Below are 20,989 nucleotides of genomic sequence, written 5' to 3'. Positions count from 1 at the left end.
GTTACTGCTCCTGTTCTTGCTCTAAAGCTTGCTGCTTAAGCGCCTGTTCTTTTTGCGCTCTATCTTCACGTTGTTGATATTCTTGTTGAGTTAACGGTTCTGCCAGCTGACCATGACGAACGCGGTGCATCCCCTCAACAATCACCAATTCACCGGCGCGTAAACCGCTCTTAACCACTACCCCCATCTTGCCTTGATGATCTATCACAATAAAACGCCGCTCGACCTTATTATCAGGCAGCACCACCATGACATATACCCCGCCCTGTTCAACCTGGGTAGCCTTTTGTGGGATCACTACGGCGTCATTTATCTCGTCAAGCTTGATTCGTACATTGGTGTATTGGTCAGGCAGCAGCTCTTTATTAGGATTGGGTAACTCTGCCCTTACTTGGAAGGTACCTGTTTCAGGATTAACAGACGGATCGGTAAAGCGCACATCCCCCAGATATGGGTAGGCACTGTTGTCGGGTAAGGTGATGGCCACAAAACCCTCAACGGCTTTACCTTCGGTCTCGGCTTCTTTCTTGTCAGAGTAACTCGTCATGCGCCGACGAGCGTTAAGATAATCTAAGGCCGACATGTTGAAAGTGACATAAATCGGGTCAACTTGCTTCACCCGAGTAAGCAAAGATTGACCATTACTGCCAACGAGAGCGCCAATATCAACCTCTGAGCGGCTAACTAAACCCGATATTGGCGATTTAATCTCTGTATAACTCAGCTCTAACTGAGCTTCTTCCAACTCTGCCATACTCGCCGCTAAACTTGATTTGGCTTGGGATAACACAGATAACGCATTATCAAAATCGAGTTGACTCGCGGCATCTTGCTCATACAAAGGCCTTAAACGATCCACATCACGCTTGGCTTTATCCAAGGCAGATTGATGGGCCTCAACATTGGCTTTTAAACGGTTTACTACCGCCAAATAAGGTCGATTATCAATGCGATATAACACCGAACCTTCTTTGACTGCACTACCCTCGATAAAGCTTTTATCTTCAACAAAACCATTAATACGAGCCCTAACCTCTACATCGAGTGACGCTTGTGTCACGCCAATGTAGTTGCCGTAAAGTGGCACCGTTGCCGAACTGACTTTCTCAACAACGACTAATTTAGGAGTGATTTTCAGCTCTGTCTTCTCACAGCCAAATAAAGAAATGAATGCCGCAATGACAACGACGAAGTGTTTTGCCGAAAAAACGTTTATAATCATGAATATGCCCTAAATTAATCAATCGTACCGCGCAGCACAAGGCAACCCATTTAAAATACAACGAATCAATGAGCAAAGTTAATACAGCATGGTACTAACAAAGAAGCGCAAACGACAACACCCAACAACATTAAGACAACAGCTAGGCAACGGCAAGACAAAAAAACGTAAAATCAGTCACTAGCCCAACATGTCTATCTAACCATAGTTGCAGCTTTAATCGACATCACGAGGTGGAACAATAAAAAAAGCTCAAGCAGGTTGCTTGAGCTTATGATTGGCGTATTTTAAAAGACGTATTTAACGGCCTGGCATTTTCATTCCAGGCGGTAGCATTCCGCTCATGCCACGCATCATTTTTTTCATGCCACCTTTACCCGACATTTTTTTCATCATTTTTTGCATCTGGGTAAACTGCTTCAATAAGCGGTTAACATCCTGAATTTGCGTCCCAGAGCCAAGGGCGATACGGCGTTTACGCGAGCCTTTGATAATATCAGGGCGCTTACGCTCACCTGGCGTCATAGAATTGATAATCGCTTCCATTTGCCCTGTCATCTTGCCATCTTGTACTTGCGCGAGCGCTTCAGGCGGAAGCTGACCCACACCGGGCAGCTTCTCAATCATGTTCATCATGCCACCCATGTTTTTCATCTGCTGTAGCTGTTCACGGAAATCTTCTAAATCGAAACTTCCGCCCTGCTTCACTTTGGAAGCCAGCTTCATCGCTTTTTCTTTATCGACGCCGCGCTCAACTTCTTCAATCAGCGACAGGACATCACCCATTCCTAAAATACGTGACGCCACGCGATCAGGATGGAATGGCTCTAGGGCGTCGGTCTTCTCACCAACACCCAAAAACTTAATCGGTTTACCCGTGATATGGCGAATCGATAAGGCCGCACCACCGCGTGCATCACCATCGACTTTGGTGAGGATCACACCACTTAATGGTAATGCCTCATTAAATGCTTTAGCCGTATTGGCCGCATCTTGACCTGTCATGGCATCGACCACAAACAGAGTTTCAATCGGGTTAACGGCCGCATGTAACGCCTTTATCTCGTCCATCATGCTTTCATCAACATGCAGACGACCCGCAGTATCGACAATCACCACATCGATAAACTTGAGCTTAGCGTGTGCCAGTGCTGCGTTTACGATATCAATCGGTTTTTGACTGACATCCGACGGGAAAAACTCAACCTCAACTTCTGTCGCTAAGGTTTCAAGCTGTTTGATTGCCGCAGGACGATATACGTCAGCGCTGACCACAAGTACTGATTTCTTTTCGCGCTCACGCAAAAACTTAGACAGTTTGGCAACACTGGTGGTTTTACCCGCCCCTTGAAGACCAGCCATCATGATCACTGCAGGCGGCTGAGCCGATAGGTTTAGCGCTTCGTTGGCTTCGCCCATGGCGTTTTCCAACTCGCTTTGTACTATCTTAATAAAGGCTTGGCCTGGGCTTAAGCTTTTAGAAACCTCTTGGCCTACCGCTCGTTCTTTTACGCTATTAACAAAGGCACGCACTACAGGCAAAGCAACATCGGCTTCAAGTAGCGCCATGCGCACTTCGCGTAACGTTTCTTTTATATTGTCTTCAGTTAAGCGACCACGACCACTGATGTTCTTCAGGGTACGTGATAATCTGTCCGTTAAGTTCTCAAACATTATCGCGTTCTTTACCGTTTAGAATGTACATGATTGGCCAGTATTATAACCATGCATAGAGATTATGCTACCGCACTGATGCAAGTAATCGATGTCGCTCTTTTGTCTTACCACACAATAAAATCACAAAACTTAGGAGTAACGCTCAGAAAGAACTAATTTTTGTGTGTAAAGCCTCTGCCCATTTATGCGCCGATCGTGTTATTCTAATGATATTACTTGGTAACATACAATCCAGCCTAAATGGGTTGATATTGCACAGAAAGCTAACATAACGATAGGTTAATTTTCGATGGTCATTTTTTCGGCTTCAGCCATATTTTTCTATAGTATCGCCCTTATCTTGGTCGTTGGTCGTCTGTTTCATGCCCAAGGGCCTAATCGTCGAGCCGTTGCAGGGTTTGCAGCTATCGCCGTAGTACTACATGCCGCCGCACTTTACCAAGCCATCTTTACTGGCGATGGACAAAATTTTAGCCTAACCAATGTGATCTCTATGGTGAATTGGATTATTGCATTCACCTTTACTATTTTAATGTTTAGACTCAAGGTGATTGTTGTCGTACCGGTTGTCTACGCCTGCTCGGTCATTTCGGTCGCTTTACTCTGGTTACTGCCACCAGAATTTATTATCCATTTCGAACTCTATCCTGAAGTATTGGCCCACGTGGTGCTGTCGCTCATGGCCTACAGCGCATTGATGATTGCTGCGCTATATGCAATACAGCTCGCCATGATCCAAAACAAGCTTAAGAAAAAGCAATTGATGTTAAGCCCAGCTATCCCCCCTTTGATGACAGTTGAAAAACAGTTATATCATCTAGTCATTATTGGCGTCATGCTGCTAAGTTTGTCATTAGCCACTGGCTTTATTTTCCTTGATGATATGTTTGCCGAAGGTAAGGGGCACAAGGCTATTTTGTCGATTATGGCTTGGTTTACCTACATCGCTATGCTAGCGCAGCAATATTGGGTTGGTTGTAAAATCCGTACTGCCGTTGCCTATACGCTAAGTGGCGCGATACTGCTGTCACTGGCTTATTTTGGGGCCAGAATCGTCAAAGAACTGATTTTACAATAACCGCAGTAATCGCGTTTACCTGAGGCTACGCATAACCATGCGTAGCCTGGGTTAGCTTGACTCTTCAGGCAAATCGCTGTATTTACTACTCCTCAACGCTTTTTTCTTAATTATCGCCATAGTGGGGCCACTGATTGGACGCAATATCCACCAGCGTACTTTTTATTATTCTATTCGTACTCATCATTATCTCAGCCTATTTTTCAGGGTCTGAGACTGCCATGATGTCACTTAATCGCTACCGACTCCGTCATTTAGCCAACAATGGTCATAAGGGTGCGCTGCGAGCAATTAAACTACTCGATAGACCCGACCGACTTATCGGTCTTATTCTGATTGGTAACAACTTAGTCAATATTCTCGCTTCAGCGATTGCCACCATTGTGGGTATTCGTCTATTTGGTGATGTGGGCGTAGCTATCGCGACCGGAGTGTTAACCTTAGTGGTACTGGTCTTTGCCGAGGTCACTCCCAAAACGGTTGCAGCGCTGCACCCAGAGCGCATTGCCTTCCCATCTAGCGTATTACTTAAAATGCTATTAGTGGTGTTATGGCCACTGGTTAAAGTGGTCAACTTAATCACCTCAACCTTTTTGCATATTTTAGGTATTCGCTCGGTTAAGGAAGATGATGCCCTAAGCCAAGAAGAACTCCGTACTGTGGTACATGAGGCGGGCGCCTTGATCCCTAGACGACATCAAGAAATGCTGTTATCGATTATGGATCTTGAGAAAGTCACCGTGGAAGACATTATGATCCCACGCTCTGAGTTATACGCCATCAATATCAATGATGACTTTAAAAGCATTAACCGCCAAGTGATCCAGAGCCCGCATACTCGCGTGTTGCTGTATCGCGATACTATCGATGATGCCGTTGGTTTTGTGCATTTGCGTGATGCCTTACGATTGCAATCAAAGGGGCAATTTAGTAAATCATCGCTATTACGTGCGGTTAAAGAACTCTACTTTGTCCCAGAGGGGACACCGCTCAACGTACAACTAGCTAACTTTCAGCGCAATAAAGAACGTATAGGCCTTGTCGTTGATGAATACGGCGATATCCAAGGTTTAGTCACCTTAGAAGACATCCTCGAAGAGATTGTGGGTGACTTTACCACTTCGATGGTGACCACTCCGAGTGAAGATATCAATAAGCAACCCGATGGGAGTTACCTTATTGACGCCACCATTAACATACGTGATTTGAATAAAGAGATGGCTTGGCACTTTCCTATCGATGGGCCAAAAACTCTTAATGGCCTGATTATCGAATATCTTGAAGATATTCCTGAGCCCAATACCTCGATGCGTATATTTGGATACCCCATAGAAATCGTTGAAGTCGGCGAAAATATGATTAAGACCGTTCGCGTGATGCCCCAGCATTATAATCTGCCCAAAGCGAATAAACGCTAAGCTTAATCACCTCAAAAATAAAGGCGCTCAATGAGCGCCTTTATTTTAATGAGGCTAGGCTTGATATTTATCTGGACCGAGACCCTGTTTCTAACATACGACGCTTAGCAATCGCTAACGGGGTGATCTCTTTATTCAAATCTTGCTCTAATCCCAGCATAAAATAGAGCTCTGCCATCAAAAAAAATGGCCCAATCAACAGCTGATTTAAATCATCAATAAAGGCTGGCTTTGCCTTTTCATACTTGTGGCCAATCAACTGAAACACCCAACCAATGACAAACACACCCAAAGCGATAACCCAAGCCGTTTCCATTTTTGCCATGTAGTATGAACTAAATAGCACAGGTAAAATAAATAAGCTTAATCCAACGGCCAAACTCGCGTGTAACCTGAAATAATAGATAAGCACACCAATGGCACACAAACCGGCCACATTTAACACCAAAGTGGGATTATCCAATTTCAAAAACGTTATGGGTATGGTATTTAACATCACAAATGCCGACCAGATAATCAACGGAACACCGACAAAGTGAGTCTTTATATTAACCGGATTAAGATGGACACTTTTATAAGTGGATAGTTGTTCTACCGCTGATTTCATCAAAACACTCCATGTATCGTCTTAACTTTTAAGATAGGCCTAATTGTTAATCTTAAACAGCCACTGTATTAATGTAAGTTCACTTTGGAGACTCATAGTGTAACCATGAGATGAGACTACCAGTAAATTAAAAGTAACCTAGCGTATTTTAAGCAAGGTTACTAGCTTAACTGGTTAAGCGCCTTTATAAATAACAGCAATAAGCTCCCAACCATGCATAATCCCTATGATAGGCTATCTATGCTATCAAGCTAAATCAGATCATTAGCGACTTTCACTGCTCCCCTTAAGCCTTGCCGACACTAATTTACTCTTAAAGCCGCTAAAATCAGTCAAATATGCCAAAACAATCTCGTTGTATGCTCTCGTGAAAAAACTAAGCTATTAGCGTGCTATAATCGTTTTATTTCAAACGCTTGTAAAATTCATGCGATTGAAAAAACTTGTAATGATTGGGAAGCAGCAGAATTAAACGAGATAGGCTGTCTACCCAAGTTATGTTGAGGATAAGAAGCACTGCAACAACAAGTTGAACAGTATAAGTAATAGTGTGCCTTAACACTTAATTCAGCGCTTACCCGTTAATATTGGTACAACTAGTAAGCATCATGAAGTCGGTATTATATCAACAGACATCCTCTTGGGGAGATATGGAAAATTTATGCTAAACACGCTAAATGACAAGTCTGAAATAACCCACTCAGACCTACTGGCCATGTTGAAAATGGGGGTCGAGCAATCTTTTAACGCCGTCATTATTACCGATGCCGATTTAAGTCAATCTGGCAACAAAATCCTTTATGCTAATCCAGCATTTTGTAAGATGACTGGTTACCTAAGCACTGAATTAATAGGCCGTACGCCACGTATTTTACAAGGCCCATTAACCTGTCAAAATGTTATCAATCGACTACGTTACTGTTTGGCAAACAGTCAATTTTTTCACGGTTCAACCATAAACTATAAAAAAGATGGATCTATTTATTATGTAGAGTGGAACATCTCCCCAGTGTTCGATGATACGGGTAAGGTACGTCATTATATTTCGATTCAGCAAGATATTAGTCACAAGGTGGCCTCAAATAATACTGAGCAACTCCTAATGGAAGCCCTTAATACCACACCAGACTCTGTAATGATAACCGACACTAATGGCATTATAAATTATGTTAATCAATGGTTTGTATCGCAAACAGGTTATACTTACAGTGATATTCTTGGCCAACATCCCTCAATATTAAAATCAGGAGAACACCCAAAGGCATTCTATCAAGAACTTTGGAGTACCTTGTTACAGGGCAATACCTTCAGGGCGACATTTTTAAATAGGCGTAAAAATGCCAGCCAATACTATTCGGACCAAAGCATCACTCCGATCAAAGACAATATGGGTAACATCACACATTATGTTAGCGTAAGTAAAGATCTCTCTGAGCGCGTTAAAGATGAACAAGCCTTTAGAGAAACATCTAAACTTGATGGACTAACAGGCATGCTCAACCGCAATGCAGGCGAGATCGAAATTGAAAAGTACTTTATGAAGTCACGCCACGGTACCCCTTTTTCATTATCCATGATCGATATCGACCATTTTAAGCAAATTAACGATCAATGGGGGCATCCAACTGGCGACAAAGTACTGCAAATGGTCGCAAAAACGATTAAATCCTGCCTTAGGACAACTGACCATGTCATTCGGTGGGGAGGTGAAGAATTTTTGGTGCTGTTTGATAATTGTAACCTCAATGCCGCCGACAACCTGATTGAGCGGTGCCGCATTGCAGTATCGAATATTGACTACCCCAAAATGGCAAAGGTAACCATATCGGCTGGGGTTGCTCAGTTACAAGCTAAAGAAGATGTAGCATCGCTCATTGCGCGTGCTGATCAAGCGCTTTATCAATCCAAAACGGAGGGGCGTAACAAAGTTTCGTTATATCGCTAAAGCTGTTCTGTTATACCAAGCCTGCTAGAAAGGCTAGCCTATAAGGGCTGTGATACCTAAGACTCAATAATCACTGTCGCCGTGGCGTAGTGCTTTTCATCGGCGATAGAGAGATGAGCTCGCGCCCCCCCAAGTGCCGCTAACCTATCGGCAGCGCCGCCGCTAAAACTGATCAATGGGGCACCATTGTCATTGTTACTTATTTCGATATGCTGAAATGAAACACCGCGGCCAATCCCGGTACCAAGTGCTTTCGCTGCCGCCTCTTTAGCGGCAAAACGCTTTGCCAAATAGCGACCAGGCTGAGTAGAGTCGACGAAGATACCTAACTCAACATGGGTTAACACTCGTTTGGCCAGGCGACACTTGGCTAGCGCATCAATATCGCCGCCAGCAGGAATACTTTGTTCGATACGCTCAATTTCAACAATATCAGTGCCTAAACCGACGATCATAACCACTCCAACAAATCTGGCATATCATCCAGTTAACCAATACACTGGGACTTTCCCGTCACCAGTGCAGCATCATACTCGTTACCTAAAAGCCCTTAGTTACTGACCGTTACGTCCTTCAACCATTAGCTGTTTCATATCACGCACCGCCTTGTCTAAGCCGTCAATGGCCGCACGGGCGATAATCGCATGACCAATATTAAGTTCATACAACTCAGGGATCGCCGCTATCGGCTTAACATTATGATAATGCAGGCCATGACCCGCATTGACCACTAAACCTTGACCATGAGCATAAGCCGCCATCTCAGTAATACGAGCCAGCTCTTTTGCTTGCTCAGCATCCGTTTCGGCATCGGCATAACAGCCAGTATGCAGCTCAATAACCGGTGCGCCAACGGCAACGGTGGCATCAATTTGGGTTTTATCGGCATCGATAAACAGCGACACCTTGATGCCTTCTGCAGTTAAACGCGCAACTGCCGCGCGGACTTTATCCAACTGCCCCGCCACATCAAGGCCACCTTCAGTGGTTAACTCTTCGCGCTTTTCAGGCACTAAACAAACATAGGTGGGTTTAACTTCACAGGCGATGTCGAGCATTTCATCGGTCACTGCCATTTCGAAATTCATACGGGTTTTAATGGTTTTAGCCAACAGATAAATATCACGGTCGCAGATATGACGACGATCTTCACGCAGGTGTACGGTGATCCCCTCAGCGCCTGCATGCTCGGCAACGGCGGCGGCGTGTACAGGATCTGGGTAGCTAGTACCACGAGCCTGACGTAGAGTAGCAATGTGATCGATATTAACGCCCAAATGAATACGGCCCATGAAGTGTCCTTAACCTTTACAGATAGAGAGTGTTCTATGATTGATTGGCGCTTATTGTACTAAGCCACAAGGGAAAAACCAGTTGAAACTCATATGATGTGCAGTAAATTACTTGCTATAAGAAGATTTTTTAACGCCTTTATTAAATAAAGCGCGTGACTTAAGCGGCTTATCGCCCAGCACAGCCGATAATAATTGGCGCATTAACAACTTCGCCTGTTTAAAGTCATCCTGATGTAATTGCCCCGTCTCTAGGGCCAATAACATCTCACCACGATAATGATTCGATTTCGGCCCCAAGGCGCTACTAAAGCCCTCTTCTGACATCAGGCGATAATAAAAATCGGCTTCGATAGGCGCATGATCCACATCCAAATTTAACGAAGGCATCACCCCCAATTCTTTGAGTAACTCCACCTCAAAGTAGCGTAGCTGTGCCTGACTAAATCCCGCCGCCATGGCCATGAGGGTTTTATGGTAAACAAAGAAGAGTTGCTCCGCACCATGCTCTATCCCTAAGCAACGCACCAAGAGCTCATTGAGATAGAACCCTGCAAACATCACATCGCCACTTAATGGCACAGCAGGGCTGGCAGCTTCGACTTGATAAAGATTCTTTAGGCTACTGCGGCCTGCTAACTCAAACAGCAAAGGTTGAAACGGTTGTAAAATGCTTTTTATCGAGGTGCGGCCACTACCAAGACGAGCGACGCAGTCGATACGGCCTTGGCCATCGACTAATAAATTAACCAGTACACTCGACTCTTTATAGGCACGAGTATGAAGTACATATCCCCGCTGCATCAGCCCCTGCTCTATTATTGCTATTTAATGACAATAAAGGCCGAGATACTCAACTGCAAGCTTAAGTTGCAATCGACTATCTCGGCCTTTGATTCAGCTTAAGAACGGTGACTTAATCGTCGCCATAACCTAATGAACGCAGCGCCCGTTCATCATCGGCCCAACCTGACTTCACTTTCACCCATACCTCAAGGAAGACCTTGTTATCAAATAACACTTCCATGTCTAGGCGGGCTTGAGTGGCGATAGTACGGATACGCTCACCCTTATTACCTATCACCATGCGCTTTTGGGTTTCACGTTCGACTAAGATTAGGGCGTTAATTTGGTAGACGCCATTCTCCATCATCTTAAACTGCTCAATCTCCACCGTGGCATCGTATGGCAACTCGTCGCCTAAGAAACGCATCAGTTTTTCGCGGACAATTTCTGAAGCCATAAACTTTTGCGATCTGTCGGTGACATAATCTTCAGGGAAAAAATGTGGCGACTCAGGTACAGACTCAATTGCCATATCCATAATACGCTGCACATTGGTGCCTTGAGTCGCTGAGATAGGTAAAATCTCATCAAATTCAAATTTAGCAGCCAGCATTTGCAAATGCGGAAATAGTGCTTCTTTATCTTTGATATTATCGACTTTATTGATAGCCAACACGGTTTTACGGCCATCATCACGGCTTTGTAATTTCTTGAGCACCATCTCATCGTCGGCGGTCCAGTTCAAACCGTCGACCACAAATACCACCAAACAAACGTCAGCCAATGAGCTCGATGCCGCACGGTTCATTAAGCGGTTAATGGCTCGCTTTTCTTCGATATGCAAACCTGGGGTGTCAATAAACACCACTTGGCGCGGGCCTTCAGTATGGATGCCCATTATACGATGGCGCGTAGTTTGCGGCTTCTTAGAGGTGATCGAAATCTTCTGCCCTAACAGCTTATTCAATAAGGTCGATTTACCCACATTTGGCCGACCGACAATGGCGACCATGCCGCAGTAAGTGACATCGTATTGACTGCCACTGGCGCCACTGTTCATACGAGACAGTAACTCGTCTAAACTGGGTTCATTATTGCCTTGTGGCTTTTCGGTATTACTCATCGCTTGATACGCTCCAAAACTTCTGCTGCGGCAATTTGTTCCGCTTTTCTACGGGAGTTAGCCACGCCAACGACCGCTTCATCTAATTGCTCCACCTTACATTCAACGGTAAAGGTTTGCGCATGGGCCTCTCCACTAATATTGACAACCTTGTATAAGGGTAGAGGTTTTTTAAAGCCCTGCAGGTGTTCCTGCAGCAGGGTTTTGGGATCTTTTTGATTAATGGGTTCTATCACCGCTAAGCGACTCTTATACCAGTTGAGTACGAGTGCGCGACAGGTCTCGAGATCGGCATCGAGGTAGATTGCACCGATAATGGCTTCGACCACATCGGCTAAAATAGATTCACGGCGAAAACCGCCACTTTTTAGCTCACCAGGACCTAATTTTAGGTAATCACCTAACTTAAACTCTTTAGCCACTTCGGCCAGCATCTTGCCGCACACCAATGTGGCGCGCATCCGGCTTAAATCGCCTTCGGTCGCCTTAGGAAACTGATGATACAAAGCGTCTGAGATAACGATAGACAATATGGAGTCGCCCAAAAATTCCAGACGCTCATTATGCTTGCTCGCGGCGCTTCTGTGAGTCAGCGCCTGCTCTAACAAAGCGATATTATTAAACTCATAACCCAATGTTCTGCACAAACGTGGCAAATTTTTAATCGGTTCCATGTTAAACGATCCCACCTACACGGTTAAAACGCACCCCTGTTGGGATCCATGTGGGTAAGAAGTCCGCTGGGGTACGCTCAAATTCAAAACTGATCCAAATGGCCACCGCTTTGCCGACTAAATTCGCCTCAGGTACAAAGCCCCAAAAACGTGAATCGGTACTATTATCACGGTTATCGCCCATCACAAAATATTGCCCTTCTGGCACCACAAATTCACCCACAGCCAAGTTATTTTCACGGTAGTAGAAAGAGGTAGGCTCACCACGGCCTGGGTTGATCAAGATGTCATGGGTAACATCACCAAGCTGCTCTTTATAGCGTAATAATGGGATATTATCTTGATTAAATTCCCCTTGATTCACCCCAACACGCGCCACTTTTTCCAACTTAGGACAATCGGTTTGCCCTTCAGAGCAGCTTTTTTGAATATAAAGCTCTTTATTACGATATACCACGCGATCACCTGGCAAACCGATGATGCGCTTAATGTAATCGATTTGGGGGTTTTCAGGATACTTAAACACGGTCACATCGCCGCGCTCTGGTTTACCGGTTTCAACCAGTTGGCTGCGCCATACCGGATCTTTTAATCCATAACTGAATTTTTCAACCAGAATAAAGTCACCCACCAACAAGGTTGGCATCATAGATCCAGATGGGATTTGGAATGGTTCATAAATAAATGAGCGCAAAATCAATACAAAAGCGATAACTGGAAAAATGGATCGCGAGGTTTCGACTATCGCCGACTCACGGACAATTTTTTCAGCGCTTTCTTCACTGATATCGGCTTGGGTCGCTTGCGCCATCGCCAACTTCTGCTGACGCTTAGGCGCTAACACTAAGGCATCAAACAGCCAGATTAAACCACTGCTGAGCGTCACCAAAACTAAAATAAGGGAAAAATAAGCCGCCATAGCTAACTAAACTCCTGCCAAATGAGTATCTGCGCATCTGGCAAGTTTGCCATACGCTTTACATAGCTCATTTATACTGTAACAACGAAAGCGCCGCAAACCGCGGCGCCCAATATCTATCACTATTAACATTTATTAACGTAAGCAGTGATTACTCATTTAGCTTGAGTACCGCGAGGAAGGCTTCTTGTGGCACTTCAACGTTACCCACTTGCTTCATGCGTTTCTTACCCTCTTTCTGCTTATTGAGCAGCTTCTTCTTACGTGATACGTCGCCGCCATAACACTTAGCGGTAACGTCTTTACGCAACGCCTTAACCGAAGAACGGGCAATAATTTGACTACCAATAGCCGCTTGAATCGCAATATCAAACATCTGTCTTGGAATAAGCTCTTTCATCTTATTCACTAATGCCAACCCTTGATAACGTACGTTCGACTTATGCAAAATCATCGCTAAGGCATCGACGCGGTCGCCATTAATTAAGACATCAAGGCGCACCATATCGGCAGCTTCGAAACGCTTAAAATTATACTCAAGCGAGGCATAACCACGACTGGTCGACTTAAGGCGGTCAAAGAAATCCATAACGACTTCAGCCATCGGCATATCATAGGTGATCGCCACTTGGTTGCCGTGATAAACCATATTGGTTTGCATGCCGCGTTTTTCAACACACAAGGTGATCACGTTACCTAAGTACTCTTTAGGTACTAAAATATTGGTTTCAACAATCGGCTCACGTATCTCTTCGATGTTGTTCATCGGCGGTAGATCCGATGGATTATCGACGTAAACAGTTTCGCCTTTGGTGGTGACTACCTCATACACTACGGTGGGTGCCGTGGTGATCAAATCCAGATTGTATTCGCGCTCAAGACGCTCCTGAACAATCTCCATGTGCAGCAGACCTAGGTAACCAATACGGAAACCAAAGCCCAACGCCGATGATGTTTCAGGTTCGAAGAATAACGAGGCATCGTTGAGGCTTAACTTATTAAGCGCATCACGGAAGCTCTCATAATCGTCGGTAGAAATAGGGAATACACCCGCATAAACCTGAGGCTTAACTTTCTTAAAGCCCGGTAATGGTGCTAATGCGCCATTTTTAGCCAGTGTCAAAGTATCACCGACTGGCGCGCCATGGATCTCTTTAATACCGGCAATTACATAGCCCACTTCACCCGTATTAAGCTCACCAGTGTCAGTTTGCTTAGGCGTAAAAATCCCCACTCTGTCGGCGGTATGGGTTTGTCCAGTGGACATTACCTTAAACTTGTCGCCTTTTTTGAGCTTGCCATGCTTAATACGTACCAGCGAGACGACACCTAAATAACTGTCAAACCATGAGTCGATGATCAAGGCTTGTAGCGGTGCATCAGGATCGCCTACTGGCGGGGGAATTTTGGCGACAATGGTTTCCAGTACATCACTAATACCAATGCCGGTTTTGGCTGAGCAGCGAACCGCGTCAGTGGCTTCGATACCGACAATATCTTCAATCTCTTCGGCAACACGCTCAGGATCGGCTTGTGGAAGATCAATCTTGTTTAATACTGGAACAACATCTAAATCCATCTCTAACGCGGTATAGCAGTTAGCTAGGGTTTGTGCTTCAACCCCTTGGCCCGCATCGACAACCAGCAACGCACCTTCACAAGCCGCCAGCGAACGTGAGACTTCATAAGAGAAATCCACGTGACCAGGAGTATCAATAAAATTAAGCTGATAGGTCTCGCCATCTTTCGCCTTATAGTCGAGCGTTACGCTCTGGGCTTTAATGGTAATACCACGCTCACGTTCAAGATCCATCGAATCTAAAACTTGCGCCGCCATCTCGCGGTCAGACAGGCCACCGCATTCTTGAATAAGACGGTCAGAAAGGGTTGATTTGCCGTGGTCAATATGGGCAATAATCGAAAAGTTTCTAATATGCTTCATTATGCGAAATGACTAAACTCAAAGTTGAAAATTATCTAAAAGTGCCGAATTGTACCCGATCGCTGCCTTAATACCAATTGTAATCATACAGTGAAAGCAAATATCAACGTTGGCAGCGAGCTAATTTACTCACACGATGCGTTGTCCTAACCGTGCGATAATCACAGGTTGGCTAACCTGCTCTAACTGCTTGGCCCAACGACGCCCCACCATCCAAGCTATCACGCCACCAAACACACCAAAACCTATCACAACGACTTCGGTAGCAGCAATATCCAGCATGGGTATAAAAAAACGGCCAAAACTTGCCCCCATAAACAAGCCTAATAACGGCAGTAAATAGACAATCGCAGCAGCTTTTAACAGTACGCTTTCGGGTAAACCCAACTTTATCAATTCGCCTGGTTGGTAGGGCTCCGTAGCTGACACAGAAAAGCGCTGTACCTTAGGCGAAAAGGCTTTCGATACCGCTGAAGTCCCACACGATTCACTGCTGTCACAGTGATTGCAGGCGTTTTTAACCTTAACTTCTACCGTAATCCAACCGTCATGATTATCACGAATGACGGTGGCAACTTCTTCCATCATAATGCCATCACTCGATTCTAATACTCTTGGCGATACGCGACAGGGTTTCAACCGGTGCTTTGCCGACTGCCACCACTTCTGCATTACCCACCCGCTCACTCGCCAGCGACAGACCGTTTCGAGTCATTAACTCTTCTGGTAACACGGTTTCAGGCGCTCTAGCCACATAAACAGAAATATGAGTTAAGCCATCACTGAGCGCGATATACTCTACCGCTTCGTGACTGCCAATTAGCCGGTGACTGTCTTTAAGCACGATAGTAAAGCCTGAGGGCAACCAGTTAAATTGCCAGTTATTGCCTTGCTCTCTTGGTGGCTGCGGCATCACAGGTGGCCACTGTTGCTTATAGGCCTCATGTAAAATCGCGGGAGCCTCTTCTAATACGATCAGCTCAACCACCAGTATCTGTTCGAGTAATTGCTTCTCAAGATTGAGCATGTCATAGCGCAGCGGCAGGTAAGTATCCATATCCAACCAAACTTGATAACTGTAACGATTATCATCATTGGCTATGATACGCACCAACTGACTGGGGCGCCCTGCCAAACGGCTTCTTCCGCCGAGTACAAACTGGTACCCCTGCTCTAGCGAACTGATATTACTCGCAAATGCGGGAGGTAATACGCCTTGGATACGATCGGCTTCAATGCTATATGCCGGTTGATCATGCTCGATAAACGTCACCGTATTACCCACTCGTACGGCATTTTTAGGCGGACCGTTTAAATGCTCAAGAAAAGCCACTTCTTGATCTTCAATTTGACCATGAATATAAACCAGAGGACGAATATGATCCGACTGTAAATGGATCAGCGACATTTTAAATTCTTGAGTCCGCAGGGCTTGGCTCATGCTTTCTAACCAAGCTTTAGCGGACATATCATCCCGTGCGGTCACGGGAAGAGAGAGGACTAACAGGGCCAACCAGATAAGACGCAAGCTAACTCCTTAACATCATACTTATCATCAATCACAATATAGCGGTAGCGATAAGTAGCAATAGCTTTTAGTGATTAACCGGGATCGGTGAAGTATCACTATTGTCGTCTATATTCACACTATTATTCAATCTTTGTTGCAACATATGATCTTGAATATAGGTATTAATACGGTGACGTTGCTCCATCACTTGCTCGTTGGTATAACTTTGGTTCTTTTGCACTGGCCCAGTCTGTAGACTCACTGGTGATGCACTGCCAATCAAGGGGCGAGTATTGAGCACTGGTAATGGCGATGCGTCTAACTCGGATGTTTGGTTATAATTTTGCACCCCTACCACAGCGACTAATGCAACGCTGGCGGCAATGGCATATTGACCAAACTGCTTAAACAAAGGAATGATACCTGCCGATTTCTTGACTGAAGCAGCTTGTGTTGGTTCAACACGTTTTGGTGCAATGAGCGTAGGCTCCGCATCGATAGCAGCAGCGATGTTGGCACTGAGATCGAGATCGAACATCTTCGGCAATTCGCCACGCATCGCATCACCAATCATATGATAATCACGCCACTGACCATGTGAATCCTTATCGGCCGCTAATTCAGCCAATACCTGCTCTTCGACTTCTCCGTCGACGGCAGCGGATACCCATTCCTGACCTAATTTATCCATTTAACACCCATTTAAATTTAGTTTATTGAGATAACAATTTAGCGTTCCAGCAGTGGCTGTAACTGTTTGTCGATGGCCTCTCGCGCTCGGAAGATACGCGATCTTACCGTGCCAACGGGACACTCCATCACATTGGCTATCTCCTCATAACTCATACCATCGAGTTCACGCAAAGAGATAGCTATCTTCAATTCTTGTGGCAACGTATCCAAGGTATCAAACACGACTTTCTGAATCTCTTCAGATAACATTAACCGCTCTGGCGAGGCGAACTCTTTGAGCGCATCACTGCCATCATAATATTCAGCATCTTCGGCATCGACATCATTAGCCGGTGCGCGTCGCCCTTGGGCCACTAAATGATTTTTCGCAGTATTGACTGCAATACGATATAACCAAGTATAAAATGCACTTTCGCCCCGAAAGTTTGGCAACGCTCGATAGGCTTTAATAAACGCCTCTTGAGCCACATCTGCCACATCGGCCTGATTTCGAACATAGCGAGCAATCAGGTTGATGACCTTACTCTGGTATTTCTGTACCAGCAGGTTAAAAGCGTTTTTATCTCCTTGCTGTACCCGTTCAACTAATTGTTGATCACTTATTTGTCCACTCATCCGAGCCGACTACTCCTAAATCTAAAATGCTGATTTCTCAGTCGCTCGAATCATATTCACCTATGTAGACTAGCGCTTACTGAAAAAGTTCTAAAAAAGTTTGCCAAATATGAATTTATTTTCTACGGCTAACCCATATCCATAATTTCTATCTTGGTTTAACATAGCAATACTCACATGACTTACCATGATACCCGATGAAACAAGTAGTTGAACACCAATCTGACGTTTTGGTTATCGGTAGCGGTGCTGCAGGGTTAACTTTAGCACTGCATCTGGCTGAAAAAACGAAAGTTATCTTACTCTCCAAAGGCCCCCTTAGCGAAGGCTCGACCTATTATGCTCAAGGTGGTATCGCCTCGGTGTTCGATGAAGAGGATACCATTGAATCCCATGTCGCCGATACACTGGTGGCAGGGGCGGGATTATGCGACGAGCAAGTGGTCACCTTCACCGCTAAAAATGCGAAAAGCGCAATGGAATGGTTAATTCAATGCGGGGTCGCCTTTGATAAAGAGGAGCGTGCCGATGGGAGTGATAACAGTGATGCCCCTTATCACCTAACTCGCGAGGGCGGGCACAGTCATCGCCGCATCCTGCATGCCGCCGATGCCACAGGTAAAGAAGTCCAGGTTACGCTGCAACAAAGCGTGATTAATCACCCAAATATCCAAGTGTTAGAGCGCTATAACGCTATTGACTTAATCACTAGTCGCAAGCTTAAACGCCCTGGTAACCGGGTGCTCGGCGCCTATGTATGGAACCGAGATCAAGAACATGTCGAAACGGTCAAGGCCCGCTTTGTCGCATTAGCCACTGGTGGCTCATCTAAAGTCTACCAATACACATCGAACCCCGATATCGCTTCGGGTGACGGTATTGCTATGGCTTGGCGCTCTGGCTGCCGTATAGCTAATATGGAGTTTAACCAATTCCATCCCACGTGTTTGTACCATGCCGATGCACGTAACTTTTTACTGACCGAAGCATTACGAGGCGAAGGCGCTTATCTTCGTCGCCCCGATGGTTCACGCTTTATGCCCGATTTCGATGAACGTGCAGAGTTGGCCCCAAGGGATATCGTGGCACGCGCCATCGATTACGAGATGAAACGCTTGGGCGCAGATTGCGTTTATCTGGATATCACTCATAAGCCAACCGATTTTGTCATAAAACACTTCCCCACCATCTATAAGCGCTGTTTAGAATGGGGCATCGACATAACCAAAGATCCCATTCCTGTGGTCCCTGCAGCGCATTACACCTGTGGTGGCGTGATGACAGATTTACACGGCCAGACCGACCTTAACGGCTTATATGCCGTAGGCGAAGTGGCCTACACGGGATTGCACGGCGCCAATCGTCTCGCCAGTAATTCGCTATTAGAATGTTTGGTCTTTGCCCGAGCGGCGGCTGAAGATATTAGCAGTCAGCTTAATAAAATTCCGATGCCGCAGAACCTTCCGCACTGGGATGAAAGCCAAGTTTCTAACTCTGATGAAGAGGTGGTTATTGCTCATAACTGGCATGAGCTAAGACTATTTATGTGGGATTACGTGGGGATTGTTCGCTCAGATAAACGCCTCGAACGCGCACTAAGGCGCTGCACCATGCTGCAGCAAGAGATACAGGAGTATTACAGTAACTTTAGAGTAAGTAACAATCTTCTTGAGCTGCGCAATTTAGTGCAAGTAGCTGAACTCATTATTCGCTGCGCGATGGAACGTAAGGAGAGCCGCGGCTTACACTATAATATCGACCACCCTGAAAAGTGTGATGATCCACAGCCCACGATTTTACTGCCCAATAAAATCGCTTAGCTAACTCATGATATTAACCAAAACGTAACAACAGACGGCACAAGTAACGATAACTTGTGTCGTCCAACATATCTCGCCACACCATCACTAGGTGTTTATCGCCATCCTTGTGCAACTCAAATAGTACTACCAGTGGCGTTATCCAGCGCCGCTTTAATGTATAGATAGCGGCGTTGTTACCCATGCCAGCATTACCTGACTCATCAAGCCAAAAGGCAAAAGACCAACGCTGAAGCCGAATCAATAACCTAATAAAGACGGCCACCACCAAAGCGATAACCCCCCATTTAATGGCAGTAAACCAGATAACATCGACAGGCGGCCAGGCCAAGAGTGAAGTGAGGCATACGGACGCCAAAACGACCAACGCGAGTCGTTGGTCGAAAGAGGGATATAAATAAAAATTATGGCGCAGGCCGGCCACGAACTTGAATGATCATTTGAGCAAGCTCGGGATCAGGACATACTTCATGCCCCATAAACCAAGCAAATAGCTCAGGATCTTCACATTCTAACAAACGCACAAAGCTGGCTTTATCTTGATTTGATAGAATGGCATATTGGGTTTCCACAAAGGGTTGGAACAACACATCTAGCTCTAACATGCCTCGTCGGCATGCCCATCTGACTCTGGCTATGTTCATTGGTTCTGACACGCAACTACTCCCTTAATTATTATTGATGTTAGTGTATCAGCTCACCGTAATACTGGCACTCTTTAAAGCAGTTCAACTTGGCTGTCTTTGCCAGCAAACAGGTCGCTAAAATCGGTCGCCAGCAAGCGTTTCACTGCTGGGTGCTGGATCATACGCTCAGCAAACATCACGTGGTACACCTCTTTAATATCAGTGGTTTCACCCAAAAAACTTATCCCGTGAGCTAAAATATCTTGTTTATAAATCGAGGGAGCGACAAAAATCCCTTGTTTAAAATAGCCAAACGCTTTCATCATGGCAGCGTCATCAAACTCGCCCAAGATGGTGACATTGAGATTGTTCTCATCAAACCAATGGTGTAACTGTTGCCCAAGTGAAGTTCGTTTACCAGGGATCAATAGCTTAGCTTGCTCTAAACAAGCAGGAAAAGGCTTACTGTAGCGTTCTGATGAAAAGAACCCTACACCACATTCACCCAATTTTTTCGACAAGATCTCAGGATACTTTAACGACTCTCCAGCACAGTCGGACAAGATCATGTCTAACTTATGCTCGCGTAATCGCTCCATTAAGCTTTCATGCGTCGATTCAAAACAGGCCAAGCGCATTGAGCCATCGGAGGGCACCACAGACAGCAACACTCGGCTCGCTAAGGCTTTTGATAAGGCATCGGCTATGCCAACTTCAAATAGAATATTGTCTTCTTTTTGATAGTTAAGCCGATCCAGCATTTCGTAACTTAGACTGAACATCTTATCGGCATAACGAAATACTAATTCACCTAGTTCAGTCGGCTCAAGCGAGCGCCCGACACGTTTAAATAAACTGCCATTTAAACGCTCCTCCAATACCCGGATCTGCCCAGTAACCGTTTGCGGTGTTAAACAAAGAGCCTGCGCTGCTTTCGCAACCGAGCCCTTTTTATGTACCATCCAAAAATAATAGAGATGATTGTAATTAAGGTGTGACATCAGCACGTAATTAACCCCTATCGCGGCCCTCAACGCTAAGT

The 20,989-nt window shown here is 45.3% G+C and carries 21 protein-coding genes; 4 read left to right on the top strand and 17 right to left on the bottom strand.

The window, feature by feature from the left end; genetic code table 11:
• Position 1 precedes the first annotated feature (1 nt).
• Positions 2 to 1,222, bottom strand: a complete 1,221-nt coding sequence (locus tag AC5YBZ_RS04395; RefSeq protein ID WP_494543455.1) for an efflux RND transporter periplasmic adaptor subunit — start codon at positions 1,220 to 1,222, stop codon at positions 2 to 4.
• Between the two features lie 300 nt (positions 1,223 to 1,522).
• The gene (gene ffh / locus AC5YBZ_RS04390) at positions 1,523 to 2,896 is read right to left on the bottom strand and encodes a signal recognition particle protein (RefSeq protein WP_494519853.1); all 1,374 of its coding nucleotides are present in this window, start codon (positions 2,894 to 2,896) and stop codon (positions 1,523 to 1,525) included.
• Between the two features lie 292 nt (positions 2,897 to 3,188).
• Here ffh and AC5YBZ_RS04385 point away from each other — a divergent pair, with 292 nt between their 5' ends.
• Both AC5YBZ_RS04385 and AC5YBZ_RS04380 read left to right on the top strand, forming a co-directional pair.
• Positions 3,189 to 3,977: a cytochrome C assembly family protein gene (locus AC5YBZ_RS04385; RefSeq protein WP_494519854.1), complete on the top strand. Its 789-nt coding sequence runs from the start codon at positions 3,189 to 3,191 to the stop codon at positions 3,975 to 3,977.
• 134 nt (positions 3,978 to 4,111) lie between these two features.
• The gene (locus AC5YBZ_RS04380; RefSeq protein ID WP_494519855.1) at positions 4,112 to 5,395 is read left to right on the top strand and encodes an HlyC/CorC family transporter; all 1,284 of its coding nucleotides are present in this window, start codon (positions 4,112 to 4,114) and stop codon (positions 5,393 to 5,395) included.
• A gap of 67 nt (positions 5,396 to 5,462) precedes the next feature.
• On the opposite strand, the gene AC5YBZ_RS04375 is transcribed toward AC5YBZ_RS04380, so the two are convergent.
• On the bottom strand, positions 5,463 to 6,002 hold the full coding sequence (locus AC5YBZ_RS04375; protein WP_494519856.1) for an Mpo1 family 2-hydroxy fatty acid dioxygenase: 540 nt from the start codon (positions 6,000 to 6,002) through the stop codon (positions 5,463 to 5,465).
• 661 nt (positions 6,003 to 6,663) lie between these two features.
• Between AC5YBZ_RS04375 and AC5YBZ_RS04370 the strand changes: the two genes are divergently transcribed.
• Positions 6,664 to 7,947: a sensor domain-containing diguanylate cyclase gene (locus AC5YBZ_RS04370; RefSeq protein ID WP_494519857.1), complete on the top strand. Its 1,284-nt coding sequence runs from the start codon at positions 6,664 to 6,666 to the stop codon at positions 7,945 to 7,947.
• A 56-nt stretch (positions 7,948 to 8,003) separates the two neighbouring features.
• Here the strand turns inward: AC5YBZ_RS04370 and acpS are convergent, their stop codons facing one another.
• The 11 genes from acpS to rpoE all read right to left on the bottom strand — a co-directional run bounded on the left by acpS (position 8,004) and on the right by rpoE (position 17,501).
• A complete protein-coding gene (gene acpS, locus AC5YBZ_RS04365; protein ID WP_494519858.1) occupies positions 8,004 to 8,402 on the bottom strand; it encodes a holo-ACP synthase in 399 nt (132 codons plus the stop codon).
• Positions 8,403 to 8,501: 99 nt separating this feature from the next.
• Entirely contained in the window at positions 8,502 to 9,239 is a 738-nt protein-coding gene (gene pdxJ / locus AC5YBZ_RS04360; RefSeq protein ID WP_494519859.1) for a pyridoxine 5'-phosphate synthase, read from the bottom strand.
• A gap of 108 nt (positions 9,240 to 9,347) precedes the next feature.
• Complete coding sequence (gene recO / locus AC5YBZ_RS04355) at positions 9,348 to 10,043, bottom strand: DNA repair protein RecO (RefSeq protein WP_494519860.1); 696 nt, start codon at positions 10,041 to 10,043, stop codon at positions 9,348 to 9,350.
• A gap of 112 nt (positions 10,044 to 10,155) precedes the next feature.
• On the bottom strand, positions 10,156 to 11,148 hold the full coding sequence (gene era / locus AC5YBZ_RS04350; protein WP_475516071.1) for a GTPase Era: 993 nt from the start codon (positions 11,146 to 11,148) through the stop codon (positions 10,156 to 10,158).
• A complete protein-coding gene (rnc, locus tag AC5YBZ_RS04345; protein ID WP_110456593.1) occupies positions 11,145 to 11,822 on the bottom strand; it encodes a ribonuclease III in 678 nt (225 codons plus the stop codon). Before rnc ends, era begins: the two co-directional genes overlap by 4 nt.
• A 1-nt stretch (position 11,823) precedes the next feature.
• Positions 11,824 to 12,741, bottom strand: coding sequence for a signal peptidase I (gene lepB, locus AC5YBZ_RS04340; RefSeq protein ID WP_494543454.1), 918 nt, complete (start codon positions 12,739 to 12,741; stop codon positions 11,824 to 11,826).
• 151 nt (positions 12,742 to 12,892) lie between these two features.
• Complete coding sequence (lepA, locus tag AC5YBZ_RS04335; protein ID WP_494519863.1) at positions 12,893 to 14,683, bottom strand: translation elongation factor 4; 1,791 nt, start codon at positions 14,681 to 14,683, stop codon at positions 12,893 to 12,895.
• Positions 14,684 to 14,812: 129 nt separating this feature from the next.
• Positions 14,813 to 15,271 carry a SoxR reducing system RseC family protein gene (locus AC5YBZ_RS04330; RefSeq protein ID WP_494543453.1) on the bottom strand — a complete coding sequence of 153 codons (459 nt, stop codon included), beginning with the start codon at positions 15,269 to 15,271 and terminating at the stop codon, positions 14,813 to 14,815.
• Between the two features lie 7 nt (positions 15,272 to 15,278).
• A complete protein-coding gene (locus tag AC5YBZ_RS04325; RefSeq protein WP_494543452.1) occupies positions 15,279 to 16,211 on the bottom strand; it encodes a MucB/RseB C-terminal domain-containing protein in 933 nt (310 codons plus the stop codon).
• A 67-nt stretch (positions 16,212 to 16,278) separates the two neighbouring features.
• Entirely contained in the window at positions 16,279 to 16,884 is a 606-nt protein-coding gene (locus tag AC5YBZ_RS04320; RefSeq protein ID WP_494543451.1) for a sigma-E factor negative regulatory protein, read from the bottom strand.
• Between the two features lie 38 nt (positions 16,885 to 16,922).
• Positions 16,923 to 17,501 (bottom strand): RNA polymerase sigma factor RpoE, encoded by a 579-nt coding sequence (gene rpoE, locus AC5YBZ_RS04315; RefSeq protein WP_110456599.1) that lies wholly within the window; start codon positions 17,499 to 17,501, stop codon positions 16,923 to 16,925.
• Between the two features lie 197 nt (positions 17,502 to 17,698).
• On the opposite strand from rpoE, the gene nadB reads away from it, so the two are divergent.
• The gene (gene nadB / locus AC5YBZ_RS04310; RefSeq protein ID WP_494519867.1) at positions 17,699 to 19,321 is read left to right on the top strand and encodes an L-aspartate oxidase; all 1,623 of its coding nucleotides are present in this window, start codon (positions 17,699 to 17,701) and stop codon (positions 19,319 to 19,321) included.
• A gap of 13 nt (positions 19,322 to 19,334) precedes the next feature.
• On the opposite strand, the gene AC5YBZ_RS04305 is transcribed toward nadB, so the two are convergent.
• The 3 genes from AC5YBZ_RS04305 to nhaR all read right to left on the bottom strand — a co-directional run bounded on the left by AC5YBZ_RS04305 (position 19,335) and on the right by nhaR (position 20,948).
• On the bottom strand, positions 19,335 to 19,745 hold the full coding sequence (locus AC5YBZ_RS04305) for a protein YgfX (RefSeq protein WP_494519868.1): 411 nt from the start codon (positions 19,743 to 19,745) through the stop codon (positions 19,335 to 19,337).
• The gene (locus tag AC5YBZ_RS04300) at positions 19,726 to 19,965 is read right to left on the bottom strand and encodes an FAD assembly factor SdhE (RefSeq protein WP_494521654.1); all 240 of its coding nucleotides are present in this window, start codon (positions 19,963 to 19,965) and stop codon (positions 19,726 to 19,728) included. Before AC5YBZ_RS04300 ends, AC5YBZ_RS04305 begins: the two co-directional genes overlap by 20 nt.
• Before the next feature lie 74 nt (positions 19,966 to 20,039).
• Positions 20,040 to 20,948, bottom strand: a complete 909-nt coding sequence (nhaR, locus tag AC5YBZ_RS04295; protein WP_494521655.1) for a transcriptional activator NhaR — start codon at positions 20,946 to 20,948, stop codon at positions 20,040 to 20,042.
• Positions 20,949 to 20,989 lie beyond the last annotated feature (41 nt).

The organism is Shewanella sp. 553 (genome assembly GCF_059338375.1).
The sequence above is the reverse complement of the archived record's forward strand: the minus strand, read 5'-3'. Positions and strand labels throughout refer to the sequence as shown.

Bases quoted from the DNA above. Each gene is read 5' to 3' on its own strand.
- nhaR (WP_494521655.1), bottom strand. From the start codon at position 20,948: ATGTCACACCTTAATTACAATCATCTCTATTATTTTTGGATGGTACAT.
- pdxJ (WP_494519859.1), bottom strand. From the start codon at position 9,239: ATGGGCCGTATTCATTTGGGCGTTAATATCGATCACATTGCTACTCTA.
- acpS (WP_494519858.1), bottom strand. From the start codon at position 8,402: ATGATCGTCGGTTTAGGCACTGATATTGTTGAAATTGAGCGTATCGAA.
- rpoE (WP_110456599.1), bottom strand. From the start codon at position 17,501: ATGAGTGGACAAATAAGTGATCAACAATTAGTTGAACGGGTACAGCAA.
- ffh (WP_494519853.1), bottom strand. From the start codon at position 2,896: ATGTTTGAGAACTTAACGGACAGATTATCACGTACCCTGAAGAACATC.
- lepA (WP_494519863.1), bottom strand. From the start codon at position 14,683: ATGAAGCATATTAGAAACTTTTCGATTATTGCCCATATTGACCACGGC.
- AC5YBZ_RS04385 (WP_494519854.1), top strand. From the start codon at position 3,189: ATGGTCATTTTTTCGGCTTCAGCCATATTTTTCTATAGTATCGCCCTT.
- AC5YBZ_RS04320 (WP_494543451.1), bottom strand. From the start codon at position 16,884: ATGGATAAATTAGGTCAGGAATGGGTATCCGCTGCCGTCGACGGAGAA.
- AC5YBZ_RS04395 (WP_494543455.1), bottom strand. From the start codon at position 1,222: ATGATTATAAACGTTTTTTCGGCAAAACACTTCGTCGTTGTCATTGCG.
- rnc (WP_110456593.1), bottom strand. From the start codon at position 11,822: ATGGAACCGATTAAAAATTTGCCACGTTTGTGCAGAACATTGGGTTAT.
- AC5YBZ_RS04375 (WP_494519856.1), bottom strand. From the start codon at position 6,002: ATGAAATCAGCGGTAGAACAACTATCCACTTATAAAAGTGTCCATCTT.
- era (WP_475516071.1), bottom strand. From the start codon at position 11,148: ATGAGTAATACCGAAAAGCCACAAGGCAATAATGAACCCAGTTTAGAC.
- AC5YBZ_RS04370 (WP_494519857.1), top strand. From the start codon at position 6,664: ATGCTAAACACGCTAAATGACAAGTCTGAAATAACCCACTCAGACCTA.
- lepB (WP_494543454.1), bottom strand. From the start codon at position 12,741: ATGGCGGCTTATTTTTCCCTTATTTTAGTTTTGGTGACGCTCAGCAGT.
- nadB (WP_494519867.1), top strand. From the start codon at position 17,699: ATGAAACAAGTAGTTGAACACCAATCTGACGTTTTGGTTATCGGTAGC.
- AC5YBZ_RS04300 (WP_494521654.1), bottom strand. From the start codon at position 19,965: ATGAACATAGCCAGAGTCAGATGGGCATGCCGACGAGGCATGTTAGAG.
- AC5YBZ_RS04330 (WP_494543453.1), bottom strand. From the start codon at position 15,271: ATGATGGAAGAAGTTGCCACCGTCATTCGTGATAATCATGACGGTTGG.
- recO (WP_494519860.1), bottom strand. From the start codon at position 10,043: ATGCAGCGGGGATATGTACTTCATACTCGTGCCTATAAAGAGTCGAGT.